This is a genomic window from Pseudomonas sp. ICMP 8385, assembly GCF_002699915.1.
Lineage (GTDB): Bacteria > Pseudomonadota > Gammaproteobacteria > Pseudomonadales > Pseudomonadaceae > Aquipseudomonas > Aquipseudomonas gessardii.
Genome location: NZ_LKBY01000157.1, coordinates 1 through 23731, shown reverse-complemented (window position 1 = coordinate 23731; position 23731 = coordinate 1). Strand labels below are relative to the sequence as shown.

At 60.2% G+C, this 23731-nt stretch carries 25 protein-coding genes, 1 tRNA gene and 1 pseudogene; 7 read left to right on the top strand and 20 right to left on the bottom strand.

Going from position 1 to position 23731, the window contains the following annotated elements; genetic code table 11:
- Positions 1-185 precede the first annotated feature (185 nt).
- Both AO268_RS30145 and AO268_RS30140 read left to right on the top strand, forming a co-directional pair.
- A complete protein-coding gene (locus tag AO268_RS30145) occupies positions 186-1715 on the top strand; it encodes an NCS1 family nucleobase:cation symporter-1 (protein WP_099170732.1) in 1530 nt (509 codons plus the stop codon).
- Positions 1716-1729: 14 nt separating this feature from the next.
- Complete coding sequence (locus tag AO268_RS30140; protein ID WP_099170731.1) at positions 1730-2458, top strand: aspartate/glutamate racemase family protein; 729 nt, start codon at positions 1730-1732, stop codon at positions 2456-2458.
- Between the two features lie 14 nt (positions 2459-2472).
- On the opposite strand, the gene AO268_RS30135 is transcribed toward AO268_RS30140, so the two are convergent.
- Complete coding sequence (locus tag AO268_RS30135; RefSeq protein ID WP_076961171.1) at positions 2473-2928, bottom strand: anti-virulence regulator CigR family protein; 456 nt, start codon at positions 2926-2928, stop codon at positions 2473-2475.
- A 113-nt stretch (positions 2929-3041) separates the two neighbouring features.
- Entirely contained in the window at positions 3042-3731 is a 690-nt protein-coding gene (locus AO268_RS30130; RefSeq protein WP_099170730.1) for an HAD-IA family hydrolase, read from the bottom strand.
- A 144-nt stretch (positions 3732-3875) separates the two neighbouring features.
- On the opposite strand from AO268_RS30130, the gene AO268_RS30125 reads away from it, so the two are divergent.
- Complete coding sequence (locus AO268_RS30125; protein WP_099170729.1) at positions 3876-4232, top strand: DUF2784 domain-containing protein; 357 nt, start codon at positions 3876-3878, stop codon at positions 4230-4232.
- A gap of 47 nt (positions 4233-4279) precedes the next feature.
- On the opposite strand, the gene AO268_RS30120 is transcribed toward AO268_RS30125, so the two are convergent.
- Together AO268_RS30120 and AO268_RS30115 are read right to left on the bottom strand one after the other, a co-directional pair.
- On the bottom strand, positions 4280-4636 hold the full coding sequence (locus tag AO268_RS30120; protein ID WP_099170728.1) for a chemotaxis protein CheY: 357 nt from the start codon (positions 4634-4636) through the stop codon (positions 4280-4282).
- 206 nt (positions 4637-4842) lie between these two features.
- Positions 4843-4932: transfer RNA gene (locus tag AO268_RS30115), tRNA-Ser, on the bottom strand.
- Positions 4933-5265: 333 nt separating this feature from the next.
- Between AO268_RS30115 and AO268_RS30110 the strand changes: the two genes are divergently transcribed.
- The 3 genes from AO268_RS30110 to AO268_RS30100 all read left to right on the top strand — a co-directional run bounded on the left by AO268_RS30110 (position 5266) and on the right by AO268_RS30100 (position 7944).
- Positions 5266-5955, top strand: a complete 690-nt coding sequence (locus tag AO268_RS30110; RefSeq protein ID WP_076961168.1) for a crotonase/enoyl-CoA hydratase family protein — start codon at positions 5266-5268, stop codon at positions 5953-5955.
- Between the two features lie 216 nt (positions 5956-6171).
- Entirely contained in the window at positions 6172-6918 is a 747-nt protein-coding gene (locus tag AO268_RS30105; RefSeq protein WP_099170727.1) for a lysophospholipid acyltransferase family protein, read from the top strand.
- A gap of 54 nt (positions 6919-6972) precedes the next feature.
- Entirely contained in the window at positions 6973-7944 is a 972-nt protein-coding gene (locus AO268_RS30100; protein ID WP_076961166.1) for a magnesium and cobalt transport protein CorA, read from the top strand.
- Positions 7945-7969: 25 nt separating this feature from the next.
- Here AO268_RS30100 and AO268_RS30095 read toward each other — a convergent pair whose 3' ends face one another.
- The 3 genes from AO268_RS30095 to AO268_RS30085 form a co-directional block, all read right to left on the bottom strand.
- Entirely contained in the window at positions 7970-8692 is a 723-nt protein-coding gene (locus tag AO268_RS30095) for an amidotransferase (RefSeq protein ID WP_099170726.1), read from the bottom strand.
- Positions 8693-8789: 97 nt separating this feature from the next.
- A complete protein-coding gene (locus AO268_RS30090) occupies positions 8790-10934 on the bottom strand; it encodes a 3-hydroxyacyl-CoA dehydrogenase NAD-binding domain-containing protein (protein WP_099170725.1) in 2145 nt (714 codons plus the stop codon).
- 16 nt (positions 10935-10950) lie between these two features.
- Positions 10951-12156 carry an acetyl-CoA C-acetyltransferase gene (locus AO268_RS30085; RefSeq protein ID WP_076961163.1) on the bottom strand — a complete coding sequence of 402 codons (1206 nt, stop codon included), beginning with the start codon at positions 12154-12156 and terminating at the stop codon, positions 10951-10953.
- 674 nt (positions 12157-12830) lie between these two features.
- Between AO268_RS30085 and AO268_RS30080 the strand changes: the two genes are divergently transcribed.
- On the top strand, positions 12831-13655 hold the full coding sequence (locus AO268_RS30080) for a c-type cytochrome (RefSeq protein ID WP_373562161.1): 825 nt from the start codon (positions 12831-12833) through the stop codon (positions 13653-13655).
- 28 nt (positions 13656-13683) lie between these two features.
- Here AO268_RS30080 and AO268_RS30075 read toward each other — a convergent pair whose 3' ends face one another.
- The 13 genes and pseudogenes from AO268_RS30075 to AO268_RS30015 form a co-directional block, all read right to left on the bottom strand.
- Positions 13684-14487 carry a transglutaminase family protein gene (locus AO268_RS30075; protein ID WP_076961162.1) on the bottom strand — a complete coding sequence of 268 codons (804 nt, stop codon included), beginning with the start codon at positions 14485-14487 and terminating at the stop codon, positions 13684-13686.
- On the bottom strand, positions 14484-15434 hold the full coding sequence (locus AO268_RS30070) for an alpha-E domain-containing protein (RefSeq protein ID WP_076961161.1): 951 nt from the start codon (positions 15432-15434) through the stop codon (positions 14484-14486). Before AO268_RS30070 ends, AO268_RS30075 begins: the two co-directional genes overlap by 4 nt.
- A 4-nt stretch (positions 15435-15438) precedes the next feature.
- Positions 15439-16848: a circularly permuted type 2 ATP-grasp protein gene (locus AO268_RS30065; RefSeq protein WP_076961160.1), complete on the bottom strand. Its 1410-nt coding sequence runs from the start codon at positions 16846-16848 to the stop codon at positions 15439-15441.
- A gap of 463 nt (positions 16849-17311) precedes the next feature.
- Complete coding sequence (locus tag AO268_RS30060) at positions 17312-17653, bottom strand: ribonuclease E inhibitor RraB (RefSeq protein ID WP_076961159.1); 342 nt, start codon at positions 17651-17653, stop codon at positions 17312-17314.
- A gap of 210 nt (positions 17654-17863) precedes the next feature.
- Positions 17864-18100: a hypothetical protein gene (locus AO268_RS30055; protein ID WP_232243836.1), complete on the bottom strand. Its 237-nt coding sequence runs from the start codon at positions 18098-18100 to the stop codon at positions 17864-17866.
- Between the two features lie 102 nt (positions 18101-18202).
- The gene (locus AO268_RS30050; protein WP_099170724.1) at positions 18203-18808 is read right to left on the bottom strand and encodes an START domain-containing protein; all 606 of its coding nucleotides are present in this window, start codon (positions 18806-18808) and stop codon (positions 18203-18205) included.
- A 41-nt stretch (positions 18809-18849) separates the two neighbouring features.
- Entirely contained in the window at positions 18850-19104 is a 255-nt protein-coding gene (locus tag AO268_RS30045; RefSeq protein WP_076961156.1) for a YkgJ family cysteine cluster protein, read from the bottom strand.
- 161 nt (positions 19105-19265) lie between these two features.
- Positions 19266-19754 (bottom strand): translation initiation factor 2, encoded by a 489-nt coding sequence (locus tag AO268_RS30040; protein ID WP_076961155.1) that lies wholly within the window; start codon positions 19752-19754, stop codon positions 19266-19268.
- 104 nt (positions 19755-19858) lie between these two features.
- Positions 19859-21298 carry an aminotransferase-like domain-containing protein gene (locus tag AO268_RS30035; protein ID WP_076961154.1) on the bottom strand — a complete coding sequence of 480 codons (1440 nt, stop codon included), beginning with the start codon at positions 21296-21298 and terminating at the stop codon, positions 19859-19861.
- Positions 21299-21536: 238 nt separating this feature from the next.
- On the bottom strand, positions 21537-22340 hold the full coding sequence (locus AO268_RS30030; protein WP_076961153.1) for an OmpA family protein: 804 nt from the start codon (positions 22338-22340) through the stop codon (positions 21537-21539).
- Positions 22337-22693, bottom strand: coding sequence for a DUF4398 domain-containing protein (locus tag AO268_RS30025; RefSeq protein ID WP_076961152.1), 357 nt, complete (start codon positions 22691-22693; stop codon positions 22337-22339). Before AO268_RS30025 ends, AO268_RS30030 begins: the two co-directional genes overlap by 4 nt.
- A gap of 9 nt (positions 22694-22702) precedes the next feature.
- Positions 22703-23518 carry a substrate-binding periplasmic protein gene (locus AO268_RS30020; RefSeq protein ID WP_076961151.1) on the bottom strand — a complete coding sequence of 272 codons (816 nt, stop codon included), beginning with the start codon at positions 23516-23518 and terminating at the stop codon, positions 22703-22705.
- Between the two features lie 82 nt (positions 23519-23600).
- Positions 23601-23731, bottom strand: a pseudogene (locus AO268_RS30015) (electron transfer flavoprotein subunit alpha/FixB family protein); the annotation flags it as partial.

Below are 23731 nucleotides of genomic sequence, written 5' to 3'. Positions count from 1 at the left end.
TTATTAATCAAGCCTGCAAAAACGAAATTAGCCAAATTTTTGATAGATAAAAACCTGGCACACAAGTGGCTAAGGGAGTTGAAGTCTTTGTATACAACTTCAACAACAACCTTCATACACTTTGTATCCGCATGCCAGGCGCCCTTGAACCACGCGCCCGCTGCAGATGCCAGGAGCCTGCCGGAATGCGTACAAGTCTCTCCAACAACATCGCACTGGATTTGCCCTCCTCCACCTCCATACCTACGGCCCCCCTCCCTGGCCCGCTGGTGCTCAGCCCCCGCCTGCATAACAAGGACCTGGCCCCCACCAAGGTCGAAGGCCGGCGCTGGGGTGGCTACAGCATCTTTGCCCTGTGGACCAACGATGTGCACAACATCGCCAACTACTCTTTCGCCATCGGCTTGTACGCCCTGGGTCTGGGTGCCTGGCAGATCCTGTTATCCCTGGGGATCGGCGCGGCGCTGGTGTATTTCTTTATGAACTTGTCGGGCTATATGGGCCAGAAAACCGGCGTGCCGTTTCCGGTGATCAGCCGGATAAGTTTCGGCATATATGGCGCGCAAATTCCCGCGCTGATCAGGGCTGTGATCGCAATCGCCTGGTTCGGGATTCAAACCTACCTCGCATCCGTGGTCTTCCGCGTGCTGTTGGTGGCGATTCACCCTGGGTTTGCCGACTACGACAACAACGCGATCCTCGGCCTCTCCACCTTGGGCTGGGCATGTTTTGTGATCATCTGGTTTGTGCAACTGGTGATCCTGGCCTACGGCATGGAAATGGTCCGCCGCTACGAAGGCTTTGCTGGCCCGGTGATTCTGCTGACTGTTGCGGCGCTGGCCGGCTGGATGTATTACCAGGCCAGCGGCACTATTGCCTGGTCGATCCGCGAGCCCCTGAGCGGTGGCGAGATGTGGCGCAATATCTTTGCCGGCGGCGCCTTGTGGCTGGCGATCTACGGCACCCTGATCCTCAACTTCTGCGACTTCGCCCGTTCGTCGCCGTGCCGCAAGACTATCAAGGTCGGCAACTTCTGGGGCCTGCCGGTGAATATCCTGCTGTTCGCGATCATCACCGTGCTGTTGTGCGGCGGGCAGTTCCAACTCAATGGCCAGGTGATCGAAAGCCCCACGCAAATCATTGCGGCCATCCCCAATACCTTCTTCCTGGTGCTGGGCTGCCTGGCGTTCCTGATTGTCACCGTGGCGGTGAATATCATGGCCAACTTCGTTGCCCCGGCCTTTGTACTGAGCAACCTGGCGCCCAGGCTCCTGAACTTCCGGCGCGCTGGGCTGATCAGCGCGTTCCTCGCAGTGCTGATCCTGCCCTGGAACCTCTACAACAGCCCGCTGGTGATTGTGTACTTCCTCTCCGGCCTGGGCGCACTGCTGGGCCCGCTGTATGGCGTGATCATGGTGGATTACTGGCTGATCCGTAAGGGCCGGATCGACGTGCCGCAGCTGTATAGCGAAGACCCCAACGGCGCTTATTACTACAGCCGCGGGGTCAACCTGCGGGCGGTGGCGGCGTTTGTCCCGGCGGCGGTGATTGCCATTTTGCTCGCGCTGTTGCCGGGGTTTGCCAGCGTCTCGCCGTTCTCCTGGCTGTTTGGCGCCGCCATTGCCGGGGTGTTGTATCGGTTGCTCGCCAGGCGCCAGCCGTTCTATGCCGACGTAAGTGGCGAAGCCATTGCCGTCGACAACGTCAGTCATTGAGCCGGGAGCACTTCATGCGCATTCTTATCGTCAACGTCAACACCACCGAATCCATCACCGAGGCCATCGCCCAGCAGGCCCGCAGCGTTGCAGCAGCGGGCACTGAAATTGTCGGGCTGACCCCGTTTTTCGGCGCCGAATCGGTGGAGGGCAATTTTGAAAGCTACCTGGCGGCCATTGCGGTGATGGATCGGGTAATGGCCTATGACCAGCCGTTCGACGCAGTGATCCAGGCCGGTTATGGCGAACATGGCCGCGAAGGCCTGCAGGAACTCTTGAACGTGCCGGTGGTGGACATTACCGACGCCGCCGCCAGCACGGCGATGTTCCTTGGCCACGCGTACTCAGTGGTCACTACCCTGGATCGCACGGTGCCGCTGATCGAAGACCGGCTCAAGCTCTCCGGGCTGTATGAGCGCTGCGCCTCGGTGCGGGCCAGTGGCATGGCGGTACTGGAGCTCGAAGAGCACCCGCTGCGAGCCATGGAAGCCATTGTGCACCAGGCCGAACTGGCCATCCGCGAAGACAAGGCCGAGGTGATCTGCCTGGGTTGTGGCGGCATGGCCGGGCTGGATGAACAGATCCGCCAACGCACCGGCGTGCCGGTGGTGGATGGCGTAACCACCGCCGTGACCCTGGCCGAATCATTGGTGAGGCTGGGGTTGTCGACCTCGAAGGTACGCACCTATGCGGCCCCCCGGCCAAAGACCATCATCGGTTGGCCGGGCAGGTTCGCACGCTGAATCGCCGATCTCGATCAGTTCAATACGTCATTGAGCACTTCATAAATGATCCCGGTGGCAATCGTCACCAGAATCAGGTCCGTGCCCGCCTGCTGCCATTCGTAGCCATCGTAATGGGGCAGGCGCCCCAACAGGCGCCCATCGAGTTTCTTGGCAATCCCCGGTGGCAGGGGTTTGCCACGGGCCAGGTTTTTCTGGATACCCGGCGGCAGGGACGAACCGCCGCGCCAGTAGTCGCGGTTGTCGCCAAGGATCACCCGCACGCCGCCGACATCAATTTGCGGGCTATTGTAAGAGGCCCCTGCGCCTTTCTTGCCGCCCCCCTGCCCCTGGTTACCCTGGCCGCCCTTATTGCCATGGGCACTGCCTTTGTCCTTGCCATTGCCGTTACCGGGGTCGGCCAGCAGCGCCGGAGAACCGATGATCAACGCCAAGCTGGTAAATACAAGTAAAGCGCGTGATTTAGACATGATCCGTCTCGACAGTGGCAAGCCCCGTTGGCTCGTATCAGCTTAGAACAGCCGCAGGCAACAAGTTCAGCCTTAATTTGACCTGCCCCTGGCTATCAACGTGCGCAGTGTATTTAGCGCATCGGCGGCAGACCGTACGCAGCCAGGTCGAAGTCCGCGAGTGTGCGGATGATCTGGTCGGCGTGGGCGTACTTGCTGTCGGCCATGGCTTCATCGGGCACTGCAATGGCGGTCATGTTCGCGGCCTTGGCAGCAGTCACGCCAAACGGTGAGTCTTCAAACACCAGGCAGTCCTCGGGTGCAACGCCCAGGCGACGGGCAGCGGTGAGGAAGATGTCCGGCGCAGGCTTGGCCGCGCCCACCTCCGGGTCGTCGGCAGTGACAATGGTACCGAACAGGCCAAACCATTCACGGTGCAGCGTGGTCTTGTGGCCAAACGAATGGCGCGACGAACTGGTGCCCACGGCTATCGGGATACCGTGGGCACTTAAATGCCGCACCAACGCCTCGGCGCCCGGCATGCCCAGGGCCTTGGGAAAACGCTCGCTCATCAACGGCTCGCGGATCCGCAGGAACTCCTGGGGGGTGATCGGCAAGTCCAGCGCCTTGACCAGATACTCGGCCAGGTCCTGGGCGCCACGACCAATGATGTGCTGCTTGATACCCCAGTCATACGTGCGGCCATAACGTTCGGCGATGATCTGCGTGACTTCGGTGTAGATACCTTCGGTATCCAGCAACAACCCGTCCATATCGAAAATCACGGCCTTGATCGGGCCAACAGCAGTACGCGGTGCATTCATCACAACAGATCCGTGGCAGATGACTAAAAGGATTCAGCACAATAACGGTGGCCCGGCCCTACAAGCAACCGCAACCCGCCCACCTCTGGTTTCAGACGGCCTCATCCAGCACACTTGACAGCCTCACCCGACGCGATCGCTCCTATGCTCTTTCGACTTGCCGCCGACACCCTGGTGTTGTTCCACCTAGGCTTTATCCTGTTCGTGTTGTTCGGGGGCCTGCTTGCCCTCAAGTGGCGGCCGGTCATGTGGCTGCACCTGCCCGCTGCGGCCTGGGGCGTTGCCGTTGAAGTGTTCCACCTGCCCTGCCCCCTGACCCGCTGGGAAAACCTGCTGCGCCACCTCGCCGGGCAAGAAGGTTATGGCGCGGGTTTTATCGAGCACTACATCCTTGCCCTGATCTATCCGGCGGGGCTGACGCCACAGATCCAACTGGGCCTGGGCGCCCTGGTCCTGCTGATCAATAGTGCGGTGTATACGCGCCTGGTCAGGCGCTCGTAGCCTGGATCGCGGAGGCCTCTTCGCTGCTAGACATAACGCTCAGCCTTTCAGCGCATTCCAAGCAGTAAAGGACGGCGAGCGGGCTTGCCCTTTTGTGGATCAATCATCTGCATCAGGGTTTTGATCGCCTGGCGGTCAGGCGGCCGCGACAGGTTTTTGATCACCTTCGAGCCTGGTGTAACGATCAACACCTGCTCATCAATCGGTGGGGTTTCATAGACCAGGGTGTGGCGGATAACCGGGCAATGGCGGAAAAAATCATCCAGGTTGAGCGTCGTACCCGCGGCCAGGGCACGGTTGATGACCAATAGATCAAACGGCTCTACAGCGCTTTCGACCATGGCCAACAACTCATTGAAGCAGGCCACCGGCGCGATTCGATGATAGCCCTGCTGGTTGAGCATCTTTTCGATACTCGGCGGGAAAGGGGACAGATTTATTTTCTGTAAAACGCCCACCCTTGACCGAGTTCAGGCAAAGCGGCGAGCGCGGAGGGGGCATTTCGGCAGACGAGCCCCCCGATCTGTCCCACATGGCCATTTTTCAGACACCAAAAACCACAAACCCCCGACTTTCTCTAGGAAAATCAGGGGTTTGCGTTTTCAAAATGTGGCGGTGAAGGAGAGATTCGAACTCTCGATACAGTTTCCTGTATACACACTTTCCAGGCGTGCTCCTTAAGCCACTCGGACACTTCACCGTATCTCGTCAAACTGATTCAGTCTGTCGAGGCGCGCTAATGTAGTCGAAAGCTTTTCCGATGGCAAAGGTTTTTTTCAGAATTTTCATGCGCTTAGACGGTTATCTCGGCCCACATCCCTCTGGTAGGGGGTGAAGGGTGGCGATTGTGCCATTCTCAAGGCTTGTCGGTAGGCGTGCAGAGTGGCTGGCAAGTACTGTTGTAGGCTGCTCCAGGCCGGCGGGTTGGGAAAAGGCTGACTGGCCAGTCAGTCATGGCGCTTTACCGGGGCGGTCATGCTGGGTAACGTCTGCGGCCTGCCCTTCTATTAAACGTATTACAAGGAATCGCGTCATGAGTGAGTTGATTGCCTACCACCTCGAAGACGGTATCGCGACCCTGACCTTGAGCAACGGTAAGGTCAATGCCATTTCACCGGCTGTGGTCAGTGCGTTTAATGAAGCGCTGGACCAGGCCGAGAAGGATCGGGCGGTGGTGATTATCACCGGTACGCCGGGGATTCTGTCGGGGGGTTATGACTTGAAGGTGATGACGGCCGGCCCGAAAGAGGCGGTCAGCCTGGTGACATCGGGCTCGACCCTGGCGCGCCGTCTGTTGTCGCACCCGTTCCCGGTGGTTGTGGCGTGCCCTGGGCATGCAGTGGCCAAAGGGGCGTTCCTGTTGCTGTCGGCCGATTACCGGATTGGTGTCGAGGGGCCCTTTAGCATCGGCCTGAATGAAGTGATGATCGGCATGACCATGCACCATGCCGGGATTGAGTTGGCGCGTGATCGCCTGCGTAAGTCGGCGTTTCATCGTTCGGTGATCAATGCCGAGATGTTCACCCCGCAGGACGCGTTGAACGCCGGTTTCCTCGACAAGGTGGTAGCCCCCGAGGCGCTGCAAGCGGCGGCCCTGGAAGTGGCGCGGCAGTTGAAGAAGATCAATATGAACGCCCACAGGCACACCAAGCTGAAGGTGCGTAAGGCCCTGCTGGAGTTGCTGGATAACGCGATCATCCAGGACCAGGAGCATTTGGTCTAAGCCACCCAAGCCGGCATCAATCCAAGCCCGACTTTATGTCGGGCTTTTTCTTACAGCCAATTCTTAATCGCCTTGCAACCGCTCTAGATGGCATCTGTCTCCATCTTCTGAAACATGTACTTAAACATCGCTCATCTTCTACCTCTACAGGGGTAATTGCCGAATACAGTGCACATCCGTACACTGCGCCACCTTTTGTCCCGATGGGCCGTGTCGATGCTCTATTGTTTACGCATGTTATTGATGAGCCTGCATTTTATGATCGCGGGCGTGCTCGGCGTGCTGCTGGGGATCTGCCGGCCGTTCAACCCGGATAACAGCCGGCTCTGTGCCCGCCTGTATGCCCTGCCCGCCATGTGGTTGCTGCGGCTAAGGGTCACGACGCAAGTGGACTCGCTGCGCAACAAACCCAGCAGCTGCGTGATCATCGCCAACCATCAGTCCAACTATGATCTGTTTGTGTTTGGCAACGTGGTGCCCTACCGCACCGTGTGTATCGGCAAGAAAAGCCTGAAGTGGGTGCCGCTGTTCGGGCAGTTGTTCTGGCTCGCGGGCAATGTGTTGATTGACCGGGGCAACCCACAAAAAGCACGGCGCTCGATGCTGACCACCACCCATACCCTGCAACACGAAGAAACCTCGATCTGGGTGTTTCCCGAAGGCACCCGCAACCTGGGTGAGTCGTTGCTGCCATTCAAGAAAGGCGCGTTCCAGATGGCGATTGCCGCCGGTGTGCCGATTGTGCCGGTGTGCGTCAGCACCTATGTGAAGCAGATGAAGCTCACTCGCTGGAACAGTGGCGATATCTTGATCCGGTCATTGGCGCCGATTCCTACAGCAGGCTTGACGATGGATGACATGCCCCGGCTGATGGAGAAGTGCCGGGAGCAGATGGTCGAGTGCATTACAGCCATGGATCAGGCACTGCAAAAACCTGAAGGTAAGCCGGCTCCTGCACTGTAGCGTTTCAGGCTAAGCTGGCCGGTTACTGCCACTTGTAAAGAAGCGATCAGTATTATGGGTAGAGTTGTTGCCGCGGCCGTCTATAGCGCCGGGAAAAAAGTCACGGATATCACCCTCGATGAAGGCGCCGCCTGGGCGGCCAAGCCCGGTCATTTTGTGTGGATCGGCCTGGAAGAGCCCAACGCCCAGGAGTTGGCCAACCTGCAACGCCAGTTCAACCTGCATGAACTGGCCATCGAAGACGCCCTGGAAAAACACAGCCGGCCCAAGCTGGAAACCTTTGGCGACGCACTGTTTATCGTGACCTACTCGCCGGTGCGCCATGAGGGCAAGCTGGAGTTTATCGAGACTCATATCTTCGCCGGCAACGGCTATATCATCACCGCGCGCAACGGCCACTCGGCATCCTACGGCTATGTGCGCCAGCGCTGTGAGGCGCGGCCGCTGTTGCTGGAACACGGGGAAGATTTCGTACTCTATGCGCTGCTGGATTTTGTCACCGAAAACTACCAGCCGGTGAGCGAGGCGATTCATGCCGAGATCGATGCGCTGGAGCGCAACGTGCTGTGCAATGCCCTGAATGAGCGCGATATCCAGAACCTGCATGGCCTGCGCCGCGACGTGCTGCGGCTGCGCCGGCATGTGGCGCCGATGGTGGAAATCAGCGAGGAATTGCAGAAGCTGAACTTCCCGTTTATCGACAAGAACATGCGCCCGTACTTTCGCGATGTGCAAATCCATGTCACGCGGCAGATGGAAGACCTTTCGACCCTGCGCGACATCGCCAGCCAGACCATCGAGATCGGCGTGTTGCTGGAAGCCTCGCGCCAGAGCGTGGTGCAGCGCAAGTTTGCAGCCTGGGCGGCGATCCTCGCGTTCCCCACGGCGGTGGCCGGGATCTACGGGATGAACTTCCAGAACATGCCGGAACTGCAATGGCACTATGGCTATTTTGCGGTGCTGGGATTTATCGCGGTGGGGTGCACGGGGCTGTGGGCCAGCTTCAAGCGCTCGGGGTGGCTATAACCGGCCCACCCCGTTCACTCAATGATCAGGCCACCTGCGGCTTGTGTGCCACAAAACGCATCATCCATTCCGCCACGGTTACGCCGTGGTGGTCGTGCGCCAGGCTGGCGACGCCGCGTTGGTAGATCTGCTCGCCCAGGTTCTGCTGGCGAATGTCCAACAGTGCCCGGGAGTAATCGTGGATAAACTCCGGGTGCCCCTGGAAGCACAGCACCTGGTCGTTGATGTAATAAGCGGCAAACGGGCAGAAGTCGCTGGAGGCGATCACCGTGGCGTTTTCCGGCAAGGCGGTGACCTGGTCCTGATGGCTGATCAACAGGGTCAGTTCTTCCACCACCGGGCTCATCCACGGGGCCTTGGCGGCCAGTTGATAGTTGTGGATACCCACGCCCCAGCCCTGGCTCGCCCGCTCGCTCTTGCCGCCCAGCAACAGCGCCAGCAGTTGATGGCCAAAACAGATGCCGAGCAGCTTGTCGCCCCGCTTGTAGCGGTTCAACAGGTAGGCCTTGAGGGTTTCGATCCACGGGTCGGTGGCGAAGGAATCCGCCTTGCTGCCCGTCACCAGGTAGGCGTCGAACACTTCGCTGTCTGCCGGGTAGAGGCCTTGCATCACGTTGTAGACGATGAACTCGGCGGCAATCGGCTGCTGCGAAAACAGGCGCTGGAACATCTGCCCGTAACCTTGATATTGATCGACCAGTTCTGGACGCAGGATATCGGTTTCCAGAATGCAGATGCGTAGCGACATAAAAAATACCTGACACGGTGGTGGGAATAATGCACACCCGTCAGCCTGCCCTGAAATACCCTTTCAAGGCAAGCCCCACCGCGGCCCTGTCGGATGGCTAGAACGTCGTGCCTTGGGCGGCTTTTTCCAACAACAAGGCTGGCGGAGTAAACCGCTCGCCGTATTGCTCGGCCAGGTAACGCGCCCGCGCTACAAAGTCGTTCAGCCCGTACTGGTTGATAAACTGCAGCGCCCCGCCGCTCCAGGCCGCAAAGCCGATGCCGAAGATCGAGCCAATATTGGCATCGGCGGTGGACATCAACACACCCTCCTCCACGCACCGCACCGTTTCGATGGCCTGGATAAACAGCAGGCGGTCGCGCACGTCCTGGGCTGAAATCTGCTGGCTGGCCTGTTCAAAGCGCACCTTGAGTTCTGGCCACAGGTATTTCTGGCCATCACTGGGGTACTCGTAGAAACCACCGCCCGCCGCCTTGCCCGGACGCTTGTACTCATTAAGCAACAGGTCGATCACCGCAAAGGCCGGATGCGCGGGCAGTGTCTTGCCTTCGGCCTGCAGATCCTTGGCTGTCTGCTGGCGGATATGGCTCATCAGGCTGAGGGAAACTTCGTCAGAAATCGCCAGCGGGCCAATCGGCATCCCGGCCTTGCGCGCCTCGGTCTCGATCATCGGCGCAGCCACGCCTTCGCCTAGCAGGGTGATGCCTTCGTTGGTGAAGGTGCCAAACACCCGCGAGGTGAAGAAGCCGCGGCTGTCATTCACCACAATCGGGGTTTTCTTGATTTGCAGTACGAAATCAAAACCGCGAGCCAGGGTTTCGTCGCTGGTGTTGGCACCCTTGATGATTTCCACCAGGGGCATTTTTTCCACCGGGCTGAAGAAGTGCAGGCCGATAAACTTGCTTTGATCCGGCACCGCGCTCGCCAGGCCGCTGATGGGCAAGGTGGAGGTATTGGACGCAATCACCGCATCAGCGCCCACCACACGCTGGGCGGCGGCCGAGACCTTGGCCTTGAGGTCGCGGTCTTCAAATACGGCTTCGATGATCAGGTCGCAGCCAGCCAGATCGGCATCATTATCTGTAGGATGGATCCGCGCCAGGGTGCTTTCCCGCTGCTCAGGCGTCAATTGCCCACGGCTGACCTTCTTGTCCAGCAGCGCCGCCGAGTGGGCCTTGCCCTTCTCTGCCGCCGCCAGCGTGACGTCCTTGAGCACCACCTCCACGCCCGCCGATGCGCTGGCGTAGGCAATCCCCGCGCCCATCATGCCGGCGCCGAGGATGCCGACCTTGCGGGTGACATACGGCGCAAACCCCGCAGGCCGTGAGCCTCCGGCGTTGATTTCGTTGAGCTGGAACCAGAAGGTGCCGATCATGTTCTTCGCCACCTGGCCGGTGGTGAGTTCGGTGAAATAACGGGTCTCGATCAGGTGTGCGGTGTCGAAGTCCACCTGGGCACCTTCCACGGCCGCGCAGAGGATTTTCTCCGGGGCGGGGAAACAGCCATGGGTTTTACTGCGCAGGATCGACGGCGCAATGGCGAGCATTTGCGCGACTTTCGGATTGGACGGTGTGCCGCCAGGAATCTGATGGCCCTTGATATCCCAAGGCTGTTTGGCCGTCGGATTGGCCAGGATCCAGGCCCGGGACTTGGCCAGCAGCTCATCGCGATCCGCCGCCAACTCGTCGATCAACCCGGCCTGCTGGGCCTTTTGCGCGCTGATCTTCTTGCCTTCGAGCAGATACGGCAAGGCCTTTTCCAGGCCCAGCATACGCACCATGCGCACCACCCCGCCGCCACCCGGCAGCAGGCCCAGGGTGACTTCCGGCAAGCCGATCTGCACGGCTGGATGATCCAGCGCCACACGATGCTGGCACGCCAGGCACAGCTCCCAGCCACCGCCGAGGGCTGCGCCGTTGATCGCGGCCACTACCGGCTTGCCCAGGGTTTCCAGGCTGCGCAGTTGCGCTTTGAGGCCCAGGACCATGTCGTAGAACGCCTTGGCGTGGGGCTTGTCGACTTTGATCAGTTCATTGAGGTCACCGCCGGCAAAAAAGGTTTTTTTCGCTGAGGTGATAATGACCCCGGCCAACCCATCCTTTTCCGCGTCCAGGCGCGCAACGGTAGCGGCCATGGCCTCGCGGTAGGCCGCGTTCATGGTGTTGGCACTCTGGCCGGGCATGTCGAGGGTCAGCACCACGATCTGGTCCTGGCCTTTTTCGTAACGAATGGCGTCGCTCATGACAGATTCCTTAGGCTCAGAGGCGTTCGATAATGGTGGCAATACCCATGCCGCCGCCCACACAGAGCGTGGCCAGGCCGTAGCGCTGCTGGCGCGCCTCCAGTTCGTCGAGCAGGGTGCCGAGGATCGCGCACCCCGTGGCCCCCAGCGGGTGGCCCAGGGCAATCGAGCCGCCATTGACATTGACCCGGGCGGCGTCGATGCCCATGTCCTTGATGAACTTGAGCACCACCGAGGCAAAGGCTTCGTTGACCTCGAACAGGTCGATGTCCTCGACCCGCAGCCCGGCCTTGGCCAGGGCCTTGCGGGTGGCGGGCGCGGGGCCGGTGAGCATGATGGTCGGGTCGGTGCTGGTGACCGCCGTGGCGACAATGCGCGCCCGCGCTTGCAGGCCCAGTTCGCGACCCCGAGCCTCGGAGCCGATCAGCATCAAGGCCGCGCCATCGACAATCCCGGAGCTGTTACCCGGCGTGTGCACATGCCGGATGCGTTCGACATGGCTGTAGACCCGCAAGGCCGTGGCATCGAAGCCCATCTGGCCCATCATTTCAAAGCTGGGCTTGAGCTTGCCCAGGCCTTCAAGCGTCGAGTCGCCCCGGATAAATTCGTCGTGATCGAGCAGTACGATGCCATTCTGGTCCTGCACCGGGATCAGGGATTTCTTGAAGGAACCGTCTGATCTGGCCCGTGCCGCTTTCTGCTGGGAGTGCAAGGCGAAGGCATCGACATCTTCGCGGGTGAAGCCTTCCAGGGTGGCAATCAGGTCGGCGCCAATCCCCTGGGGCGTGAAGTGGCTGTGCATATTGGTCTGCGGGTCCAGCACCCAGGCACCGCCGTCGCTGCCCATGGGCACGCGGGACATGGACTCGACACCGCCAACCACCACCAGGTCCTCGAAACCGGAACGCACCTTCATCGCCCCGAGGTTGACCGCCTCCAGGCCCGACGCACAGAAGCGGTTGACCTGCACACCGGCGACGCTGACGTCCCAGTCGGCCACCAGCGCGGCGGTCTTGGCGATATCCGCCCCCTGGTCACCGACCGGTGTGACGCATCCCAGCACAATGTCATCCACCTGGCGCGTGTCCAGGTCGCTACGCTGTTGCAGGGCAGTGAGCAAGCCGGCCAACAGGTTCACCGGCTTGACGCTGTACAGCGCACCATCGGCCTTGCCTTTGCCCCGGGGCGTACGTATTGCATCAAAGATCAAAGCTTGGGTCATGACGTCCTCGAACCACTGTGCAATGGAGCTCTCAAGGGGAGAGCCGACCGTGCCCTTACCTTAAGCGCCACGAGGGCAGATTCAATGACCGATGCGCTCATTGACCTTGACGACCACGCTCAGACGAACGGTAGGAGACTACCGGAAACCTCGGGTTAATCGTTTTAGCTGTCTAGCCAAGGGGCTGGGGCGAAGATGGCTATCTGCCTCATACCTTTTTAAAAGGATTTCAATATAACTTGATATGAAAGCGATCTAAGCCACGTCCGACAGGGGCTCTAAGGTTGAATCAGTAAGACGTGTATGAAGCTGCTGCCGGGTCTTGCTGGAGCAGCTGTAAGAAAAATGCCATCTAGCCGGCTTAACGTAGCCAATGGATGGTGCATACATCGGCGCATTTGACGCTTAGGAATAACAACAAAAGGCAGTCAGCCATGTTCAAACAATCGAAAGTTCGCCAGGCGGGGCTCATTCTCTTCGCCACTACATTGATTCTGATTTTGCCCAACCTGACCAAGATCATTGGTTGAACGGGCCGTTCACACCTAGACATTGCAGCCCTTGACAGCACCGCCCGGGATCTCGCTTATAGCGCTCCTGTGGTCGGGGCTGTCTTTTTGCCTGCGGTTCAGCGGCTGATTTCCGGTATCGTGGGCGCGAATCGCCATTGCCATATGGGCTTCGCCTTGAAACCGATTATCGTCCTGCTGATGCTGATCCTGGCATACCCCGCCAGCGCGGCCCAATTGACCATCGAGTTGGATCACAGCCGCACCACCTGGCACACCGCCGACCTGCTCAAGCACCCGGCAGCACAGACGGTGCAGATCGTCGATGACGTTTCCTACAAGCGCAATATGACCTATCGCGCAGTACCATTGGCCGCCCTCTTACCGGGCCTGCAAGCGCAGAACCATGTGCAGGCGGTGGCGCTCGATGGTTTCGCCGCCGAACTGGCCGCCGCGCCACTGCTGCAGCAAAGCGGCGCCCAGGCCTGGTTGGCAGTGGAGGACCCGGCTCAGCCGTGGCCCCCGCTGGCCACTGGCAAACCCAGTGCCGGGCCGTTCTATCTGGTGTGGACCCAGCCCCAGGCGAGCCGGATCAGCCCGGAACAATGGCCATTCCAGATCTCGACGATCAAACAGTTGAAAACCGTGGCCGAACGCTTCCCGGCGCTGCTGCCCGATCCTGCGCTGGCGGTGGATGATCCGATCAACCAGGGGTTCGCCCTGTTTCAGAAAAACTGCCTGGCCTGTCATCGTCTAAACGGCGCGGGTGACGCGCAAGTAGGCCCAGATCTGAATCTGCCCTACAGCCCGACCGAGTATTTTGGCAGCGACTTCCTCAAGCGTTACATCCGTGATCCCCAGAGCCTGAGGCATTGGCCCCAGGCGAAGATGCCGGCATTTGCCGCCAGCGTGTTGCCAGAGGCCGACCTGGAGTTATTGGTGGGGTATTTGAAGCATATGGCCACGCGCAAAACCGACCCGCACTTGTAGAGCCGGCTTCAGCAGGATGCGGCGGGGATTATTGCTGCTGCACCAGGATCACCGGGCTCGGCGCCACAAACACCCTGGCATGCATCTGCTCATGCCCGCCGCCACGGCGCATGCCGCGCACCGGGCACGCGTCGAGGTAATCCAGGCCCACCGCCAGTTTCAGATGCCGCTCCGGGCGGGCCAGTTGGTTGGTCACATCGAAGCTGTACCAGGCGTCATCCAGCCAGGCTTCGGCCCAGGCGTGGCTGGCCAGGTGTTCGCTGTCCTCGCTGTACAAATACCCCGACACATAGCGCGTGGCGATCCCCAGGCTGCGCGCGCAGGCCAGGAAGGCATGGGCATGGTCCTGGCAAACCCCGGCACGCCCGGCGAACGCCTCGGCCGCACTGGTCTCCACTTGCGTGGCACCCGGCACGTAGGCGATGTGCTGGTTGAGGGCGTGCATCAGGTCGATCAGGGCATTGCGATCCCGACGCTTGCCGCAGTGCTGCTGGGCAAAGGCGCGCAGGGCCTCGTCCGGCTCGGTCAGGCGCGTGCAGCGCTGGAAGGGAAAGGGCGATTGGCTGTCGTGCTCGGCCTCGCGCCACTCGTCGATGTCCACCTGGCCACGAGCGCCGATGATGATCGACTCATGGGGTTCGTCCAGGGTCAGCACATGCAGGATATTGCCGAACGGGTCCAACTGGGCCCGCACCGGACGCGGTAGATCCAGTTGCCAACTGAGCACATGCTGGCGCTCGCTGTCGTGGGGGGTCAGGCGCAGGTACTGGATGCTGGCACGCACCTGGTCTTCATAGCGGTAGGTGGTTTCGTGGCTGATGGAAAGTCTCATGCCGCCTCCAGGTAGGAATGGTGAATGGCGTTGCCCAACTGGCGCACCAGGGGGATGAAGTCGGTCAGCCAGGCGTGCAGGCCTTCCTCAAGGATTTCGTCAATCGCGGTAAAGCGCAGGCGCGCGTCCATCTCGGCGGCCAGGCGCTGGGCCGGGCGGCCGTTGATGCCGGGCAGGCTGGCGAGGATCTGGTCAATCTCTTCGCTGCACGCGCGCAAGGAGCGCGGTACATCGGCGCGCAGCAGCAACAGCTCGGCCACCTGGCGGGCACCGGGAGCGTCACGATAGACCTCGGTGTAGGCCTCGAAGGACGACAAGGCCCGCAGCAGCGCGCTCCACTGGTAATAGGCGTGGGCGGTGCCATCAATCACCACGGCGGCCTGGTCGCCGGCCATCTCGTAGCGCGCATCCAGCAGGCGCAACGTGTTGTCGGCCCTTTCGATAAAGGTGCCCAGGCGAATAAAGCGAAAGGCGTCATTGCGCATGATGGTGCCGTAGGTGGCGCCGCGAAACAGGTGGGAACGTTCCTTGACCCACTCGCAGAACCGGCTCATGCCATAGCGGCTCAGCCCCTCCTGGGCGATATCGCGAATATCCAACCAGGTGGCGTTGATGTTTTCCCACATGTCGGCGGTAATCCGCCCACGTACGGCATGGGCACTGGCGCGGGCGGCGCCCAAGCAACTGTAGATGCTCGCCGGGTTGGCCGCGTCCAGGGCGAAGAAGTGCAACAGGCGCTCGGCATGCAGCTCGCCGTGGCGTTCATGGTAGTCATCCAGGGTGCCGGTGATCAGCAGGGGCATGGCCAGTTCGTGCAAGCCATCGCCGCGTCCATCCTGGGGCATCAGCGACAGTGAATAGCTGACATCCAGCATGCGTGCGAGGTTTTCCGCGCGCTCCAGATAGCGCGACATCCAATATAAATCCGAGGCAGTTCTGCTCAACATGGTTTCATTCCTCGACCACCCAGGTGTCTTTGGTGCCGCCGCCTTGGGACGAGTTGACCACCAGCGAGCCTTCACGCAGCGCCACGCGGGTCAGCCCGCCGGGCACCACACGGGTTTCCTTGCCGGACAGGACGAACGGCCGCAGGTCGATATGCCGGGGGGCGATGCCGTTTTCGACAAAGGTCGGGCACGTCGACAGGCACAGGGTCGGCTGGGCGATGTAGGCATGGGGCTTGGCCTTGATCCGCGCCCGAAAGGCTTCGATCTCGGCAGCGCTGGCGGCCGGGCCAACCAGCATGCCGTAGCCACCGGAACCCTGGGTTTCCTTGACCACCAGCTCGGGCAGGTTCGCCAACACATGGGACAGCTCGTCAGGCTTGCGACACTGGAACGTCGGAACATTCTTGAGGATCGGCTCTTCATCCAGGTAAAAACGGATCATGTCGGTAACGAAGGGATACACCGACTTGTCATCCGCCACCCCGGTGCCAATGGCATTGGCCAGCACCACGTTGCCCGAGCGGTAGGCGGCCAGCAGGCCCGGCACGCCGAGCATCGACGCCGGGTTGAAGGCCAGCGGGTCGAGGTAGGCATCGTCGAGGCGGCGGTAGATCACATCCACCGCCTTCGGCCCGTCGGTGGTGCGCATGAATACGCGGTCGTCACGCACGAACAGGTCGGCGCCTTCCACCAGCTCTACCCCCATTTCCCGGGCGAGGAAGGCATGTTCAAAGAACGCGCTGTTGAAGCGCCCGGGCGTCAGCACCACCACGCTGGGGTTGTCCAGCGGGCTGGCGCTTTTCAGGGTGTCGAGCAACAGGTTGGGGTAATGATCGATCGGCGCGATGCGCTGGGCGGCGAACAGCTCGGGGAACAGGCGCATCATCATCTTGCGGTCTTCGAGCATGTAGCTCACACCGCTGGGGGTGCGCAGGTTGTCTTCCAGCACGTAGTACGTGCCGTCGCCATCCCGTACGAGGTCGACACCCGAGACGTGGGAATAGATATCTCGGTGCAGGTCCAGACCCTGCATCGCCAACTGGTATTGCTCGTTGGCCAGCACTTGCTCGGCAGGAATGATCCCGGCCTTGATAATCCGCTGGTCGTGGTACAGGTCGGCGAGGAACAGGTTCAATGCCTTGACCCGCTGGATGCAGCCACGTTCGACCACTCGCCATTCACTGGCGGGAATGCTGCGCGGGATGGTATCGAAGGGAATCAGGCGCTCGGTGCCCTGTTCGTCGCCGTACAGGGTGAAGGTGATACCGGCGCGGTGAAACAGCAAATCGGCTTCACGCCGACGCTGGGCCAGCAGTTCCGGCGGGGTTTGCTCCAGCCAGCGGGCAAACTCGCGATAGTGCGGCCGGACCTGGCCGGCCTCATCGTACATTTCATCGTAATAAGTGCGGATCATGCCGAACTCCTTGTCACCCGGACGCAACGGACTGTCGCAAGGCCCGTGCCAGCGGCATAAACACTTAAGTATCAATCAGTTGGATATAACCCAAGACAGCGCCGCACCGTCCTGGTGCAGCCACCATCCCCGCTTCGCCATGCTCGCTTCAAACAGACGCAGGCGTTGCCTATCACCAGCATAGTCAGAGTTGATTTCACTGCCCGATAAACCCTGCGGATAATCACTCCCATGCGCTGAACAGGATTCGTCCTACAGCATCAACCTATCCCGGTCGGTAATTTGTAAGTGCAAGTACCGACCGGTTCCCCCTTCTTTCCGGTCTTCCCTTTTGGCCACCCTGCTCGGGTGGCTTTTTTTTGGTGGAGGATTTTTCGCAATAAGTTCCAAGTACTTTGCGCCGCCACAAACAAAATCGGCCGACCCGAGGGTCAGCCGATACGCTGCTTTATTGATCATGTGTCTACATGGGTAACCCACGAACCTCGTGCTTTACGCCCCATCCCTCGATAATCCCGCCCAAGGGCTCGACTACCGCCTCGAAGTCCTGCTCGAAATCACCGATACCGTCATAGGTGGCGAACATGACCTTGCTCAACTCCAGGAACCAGGCACCGTCATCCCGTGCACTGACCTGGGCATTGATCGACTCCCCACGAAACCGACCCGCCGCCCGACGCGCATGCTCCTCATCCGGGAAAATGGCGTAGAACTCGATGGGGTGGAAACGTGAGAAGTCGAAGCCGCCCTCTTTCATGCGGCGTAACACGTGGGTGCTGATGTCTTCTTGATAGGCTGTGCTCATGAAACGTCCTCCTCAACCAATGGATAGACTTTCCGTGCTTCCCAGGCCTGCGCGTGAACGGCGCAGGTAGACGGCAATGACATCGCCGCAGGAAAACAAGCATGTAGCTGACAAGACCAGACCTTAGCGATTCATTCGCTGATCTCTCTTGCAGAGTAGCGCGAAGCTATCACCTCCACCAGCAGCGCTTTAACGACCGTCAGGGAATATTCAGGCGGCGGGAGAAATATCGAGGATCTGGATACTGTTCTGATCCTTGAGGCTTTTGACCGTCGGTTCGGCGATCCGGCCGTCCAGGTCATTGAGGTCCAGCTTGGCGGGAATGGGCAGCAATTTGGCGCGAATCATCTGCGCTGCATCTTCGAGGCTAGGCTTTTGCTCACAGGCAAACTGCTCTACCGATTGCACGCCGTGATCGTCAACGAAGGTAACTTGCCAGTTTTGCATCAGTGCCTCCTCGATAAAGCCCATGGATGGGCTTACACATATCTGGACCTTGAGGGCACGGTGATCGTTCCACTCAAGGCAGGAGGCACAGCTCGGTTGCGCTTACGGTTTCTCGGCAAGTGCCTTGAGGGCCTTCAAAGTCTTGAAGGGCGCATCGACCACAAACTTGTTGGCCAAGACGGAGGGCACGCTGCCACCTGGCTCGGTATGGACCTGGTAGGTCACTTCGGTCTGGTTAGGGCCTTTGGGCACCAGTTTCCAGAAGCCATCGACCTTGGCTACGCGCACATAACCTTTCTCTTCTGGCTTGTAGGTGGGCACACCTTGCAGTTTGCGGGTCACACTGCCATCGCCGCCCACGGTGGTAGTGACATGGATGTAGGAGTCACGATCCGTTACCGGGAAGGGTGCGTTGAATTGGGTATAGGTCCAACTCTCGTCACCCTTTTGGTCCACCAGCTTCTGGGATTTGCACTCGTGGATCCAGGCACAGGCACCCGCCACGTCCTCCTGCAAAGCCCGCACCTTGGTCAGCGGCGCATTGATCAGGGTGGTGCCCTGGTAAGCCTTGTATTTCGAGCCAGCCACCTCATTCAACGACACCTTGATGCCGTCTTCATCCTTTTCTACTTTCCAGTCTGCCTGCGCAGTAGCTGCAAACAACACCGTAAAACCGCACAACACAGCCATTCGTTTCAGCGAACCCATTGTTGTATTCCTTATTGTTGAAGTTCTGACATTAAAGCCCACTAAGCCGCCGTCATCTGCTCCCACCAGCCGATCAACCTGATCGCTTCTTCCTGGCTACTACCACAGACTTCAAGATCCGCCGCAAAGGCACCGCACACCGCAGGCCGCTCAGGCTGGCCAAACAATTGGCACAGCTGTTCGACCGACAGATGCAGGCAGCGTTCGCCCGCAGGCTTGCCATTGGGCATACCGGGCAACGGCGAACTGATGGAAGGCGCGATACAGCAGGCGCCACAGCCTTCACGGCATTTCATGACCAGCAGGTCCTCGACGACAAAGTGTTGATGGCCGGGCTAGAGTACGCCCTAAAACATGCGTTTTAAAATGGTCTAACAGGGGTTTTTCGCAGAAAACAAAAGTGACCGACCAGTCTGCGACAGAAGGTCTGTGGATCAGGTCACTTGGGTGGGCAACATTAATTCTTGAACTCAAAATCCAGGGCCGCACCTTCCACGTCACGCCGCTCTTCATTGCGCATTTGCAGCTGCATTTCGTTGCTCAGCAAGCGCCCGTTGATCTGGAATGCACTGTTATCGACCGGCTTCTCACCAAACATCGGCGGCAACAACGGCACATTCTTGGGCTTGGGCATAGTGCCGAGGGGCTGCAGGTGCCGGACCATTTCCTGGGGCAGGCTGAGGTCCAGTTTCGCCGGTGGCAGCCTGGTCCGGGCCACTTCATGGGCCGATTTGGACTTGCTGGCGATAGGCGCGCGCTTTTTTTCCTTAGTAGCCTTTTTAACCGGGGCGGTTTTTTTCGCCTGGACTGTTTTTTTCGCCGGCGCCGGCTTTTGTTCAGCAGCTGCCAGCACGACTGGCGCACTGGCAGGCGCTGCCAGTACTGAAGTGGCGTTGCACAGGCTCGCCAGGCAGATCAACAGCGCAGCAGGGAAAATAGAGGTCATATCGCCAACAGCATTAACGGCAGAAGGCCATATGCTCGCTTGTTGAGGCCGGTATGACAAGCGCGGTGATTAGCCGGCTACCGTTCATGCCCCGTTTTGGCGCGTCAAAAACCGCTCGCGGCCTCCTGGCACAACTGGTTGGCCAGCATGCCCAGGGTCATCAGGGCGCGCTCGGCCTCACGGTTCCATGGGGTGCCGCAATTGAGCCGAATACAGTGGTTGAACTGTTCCGTATTGCTGAAGATCAGTCCCGGCGCAATGCTGATGCCCTGCTGCAAGGCGCGCACGTGCAGTTCCTGGGTGTTGACCCGGCCCGGCAGGCTGACCCACAGGATAAAGCCGCCGGTCGGCCGGCTCATCTGCGTGCCCTCCGGGAAGTACTGCTGCACCGCCAACTGAAAGGCACTGAGATTCTTGCGGTACTCCTGGCGGATATAACGCAAGTGCCGGTCGTAACCGCCGTTCTCCAGGTACGCCGCCACGCCCATCTGCGTGACGCTGCACGCCGAGTGCGTGCTGAACATCTGCAGACGCTGGAGCTCTTGCTGGTATTTGCCGGCGATCATCCAGCCGATGCGCACCCCGGGCGACAGGGTCTTGGAGAAGCTGGAGCAGTAGATCACCCGGTCCAGGCGGTCATAGGCCTTCAGGGCCTTGGTGCGGCCCAGTTCAAACATCAATTCGCCGTAGATATCGTCTTCGACGATCTGGATATCGAAATCCGAGGCCAGGCGCAGCAGCTGTTTCTGCCGCTCTTCTGGCATGGTGCCACCCAGGGGATTGCTCAGGCGCGTGGTCAGCACCAGGGCCTTGATCGACCATTGGTTGGCTGCCAGTTGCAGGGCTTCCAGGCTCATGCCGGTGGCCGGGTCGCTGGGGATTTCGATGACCTTGAGGCCGAGCAGGTCCGCCAGTTGCAGCAGGCCGTAATAGGTGGGGGATTCGGCGGCGATCAGGTCGCCGGGACGGGTCAGCACCCGCAGGGACATCTGCAATGCATCGACACACCCGTGGGTGATCACCACTTCGGACGGATCGACCACCACCCCGGCATCGCGCATGCGAATCGCAACCTGGCGGCGCAGCGGCTCAAAGCCCGGGCTGAACATATAGCTGAACGCCCGCGGGCTCTGGAAGCGTGTGACCTTGGCCAGTTGCTGGTGCAGCGCCCGTACCGGCAGGTAGTCGACACTGGGCACGGCGGCACCCAGGGGGAACACCCCTTCGCGCCGGGATTCGACCAGGACCTGCTGGATAATGCTGCTGCGGGTGACCAGGCCCGGGCGCTCGACCCGGGCGATATCCGGCGTGGGTGCGGTCAGGGCCGGGGTCTGGTGCACGTAATACCCGGATTGCGGCCGCGCACGGATCAACCCCTGGTCTTCGAGATTGGCGTAGGCCTGCAACACGGTGGCATGACTGACATTGAGCTGGGAGCTCATCTTGCGCACCGAAGGTACGCGCTCACCCGGTTGATAGACGCCGCGTCGAATATCCTCAGCCAATTGCTGGGCGATACGTTGGTAAAGCAAGAGATTGGTCATGACGCAGCACTCGATTTCACGGGTATTTTATTTTTGTGTGAAACATACCGGCACAGTTTAGAAGTGTACGGGGACAGTTGCCACAATAGTCGAGGATCGGCGGCAGTGATAGAAAAAACTGTATGGGTTGAACGCAATCGCGGACATAAAAAACCCGATCAAGGATCGGGTTACGGGGCGAGACACACAGCATATTCCCTGGGGGAGCTGGCTTGCCAGCTCCCACAAGAACTGAAATTCAGCGCGCAGCGCCGAGCTGGCCCTTGTCGTCGGAGAAAACGATTTCCACACGCCGGTTCTGCGCACGCCCCCGCTCGGAAGCATTCACCTCCACCGGGTACTGATCGCCATAGCCTTCCACCTGGATGCGCTTGTCATCAATGCCCAGGTCGATCAGGACATCCGCCACGGCCTGTGCCCGGTCCCGGGACAGTTTGAGGTTTTCCTGCTCGCCGCCGGTACTGTCGGTATAGCCCTCGATCCGCACTACCCGCTTGGGGTTTAGTTGCAGGAATTGCACGATCTTCAGCACTGTCCGGTTGGCGGAGTTCTTCAGCTCGGCCTGGCCGGTGTCGAACAGCACGTCGCCCAGGGTCATCACCAGGCCACGGTCGGTCTGGGTGGTGGTCAGGCTGGCGATCTGCTCTTCCAGCCACTTGCCCTGTTGCTGCACGCTCAACAACTTGGCCTCGCGCAGTGCCAGTTGCAGGCGCTGGCGCTCCAGTTCGAGCTTGGCCGCACGCTCCTCGTTAAGCACCAGTTGCGTATGTTCCCGGGCAATCGCGCTGTAGCGCTGACTCAGGTAGGCGTAATGCACCACATCGCCACCGCTGCCCCAATAGGTGGACAGACGGTCGGCACGGGCCAGGGACTCACCGGCGCGGATCACGTCCTTGGGCGCGATGCGCAACACATTGGAGTCTTCCTTGACCTTCTGGAAATCGCTGCCGGCCTGCTGCAACGCGGTATCGCTATTGGGATGACTGGCACAGCCGGCGAGCATCAGGCTGCTTAACAGCAGCCCACAGGTCAGGCGGTTCATTGGGCATCTCCCAGTTGCTTGCGCAGGCGGGTGATGCGGGTGTCGAGGACATTCAACTGTTCCTGGCTTTTTTGCGTCAGCACCCGCGCCTCTGCCAGGCGGGCATCCAGTTCGGCCTGTTCAGCCTGCATGCGGGCATCCTTGTAGGACTCATCCGCCATATCGGCCTTGGCCTGGGCCAGCTTTGTCTCGGCAAGCTTCAACTCGGGCACGTCGTCAGCGACGGCCCCTACGGCGGCGGCTTGTTCCAGGGCTTGCTGGGTCAGGCGCATCTGTTCATTCGGCGCAGGATCTGCGGCACAGCCCGCCAGCGTTACAACGGCGAGGGCGGCGAAAAGAGGTCGAATAGTCACTAAAAATCCCTACTTTGTTGGGGTGCCGACGGGTTGCTGTAACTGCGTCTTCCAGCGTTCGATATTGCGCTGCAACGCGGCTTCCGTCAGACCGGACGCGGCCAATTCTGTCATCTTTTTGGCAAGCTGTCCGCGCAACCACGGATCATTGCAGGCCGAGTTGTGGGAAATAGCCAGGAACAGCCCCGGCTGATCAATCGGCCGTTCACGGGCCTGCAGGTCTTTGCTCATGCCCAGGGTCTGGGCCATGGCCATGCCGGAGTAATGTCCGGCCAGCACGTAGTCCACTTCACCCAGCAGCAGTTTCTGCAAGGCCGGGGTCAAGGTTGGCACACGTTCCAGGGTCAGGTGTTCGGCGGCAAAGGCGGCAAATTCAGGGGACAGGCGCGCCCGCTCCGAAACCGCGCCCTTGTGGCCATACAGGTCAGCTGCGCTGGCATAGACCAGGGGCGAGTCAACGCGGGTCCATACTCGGTAATCGGCCTGCATCAGTGCCGGGTGGATGTAGTCCAGGGTCTCCAGTTCGCTGACAGTCAACGGCGCGTCGAGCAACATATCCATGCGCCCGCTGCGCACTTCCTCCAGAGCCAGGGAACGCTTGCCGCCGTACAGCAGGTCGATTTTCAGCCCCAGCTCCTTGGCCACTTGTTGCAACACATCGGCATTGGCGCCGATCAGGTGCGTGGGGGCTTGGGGGTCACGCCACAGGTAGGGCGGCGCATCCGGGCTGCCGGTCACCACCAGGCGCTCGCATTTGCCAGCCGCGACAGACATGGTCGGCAGCAGTGACAGGCCCAGCAGTACAGTCCAGCGGCGCAGTTCCATGGCGTGGTTTCCCGATCAAATAGTTGCGTGCAAAAAAAAGCCCGGTCATAAGACCGGGCTCTTTATAAGTGAAGCCGCTGGTTTAGACCAGCTTCGAAAGCTCCGGTACGGCTTCAAACAAGTCCGCCACCAGGCCGTAATCAGCCACCTGGAAGATCGGCGCTTCTTCGTCCTTGTTGATCGCAACGATCACCTTGGAGTCTTTCATACCGG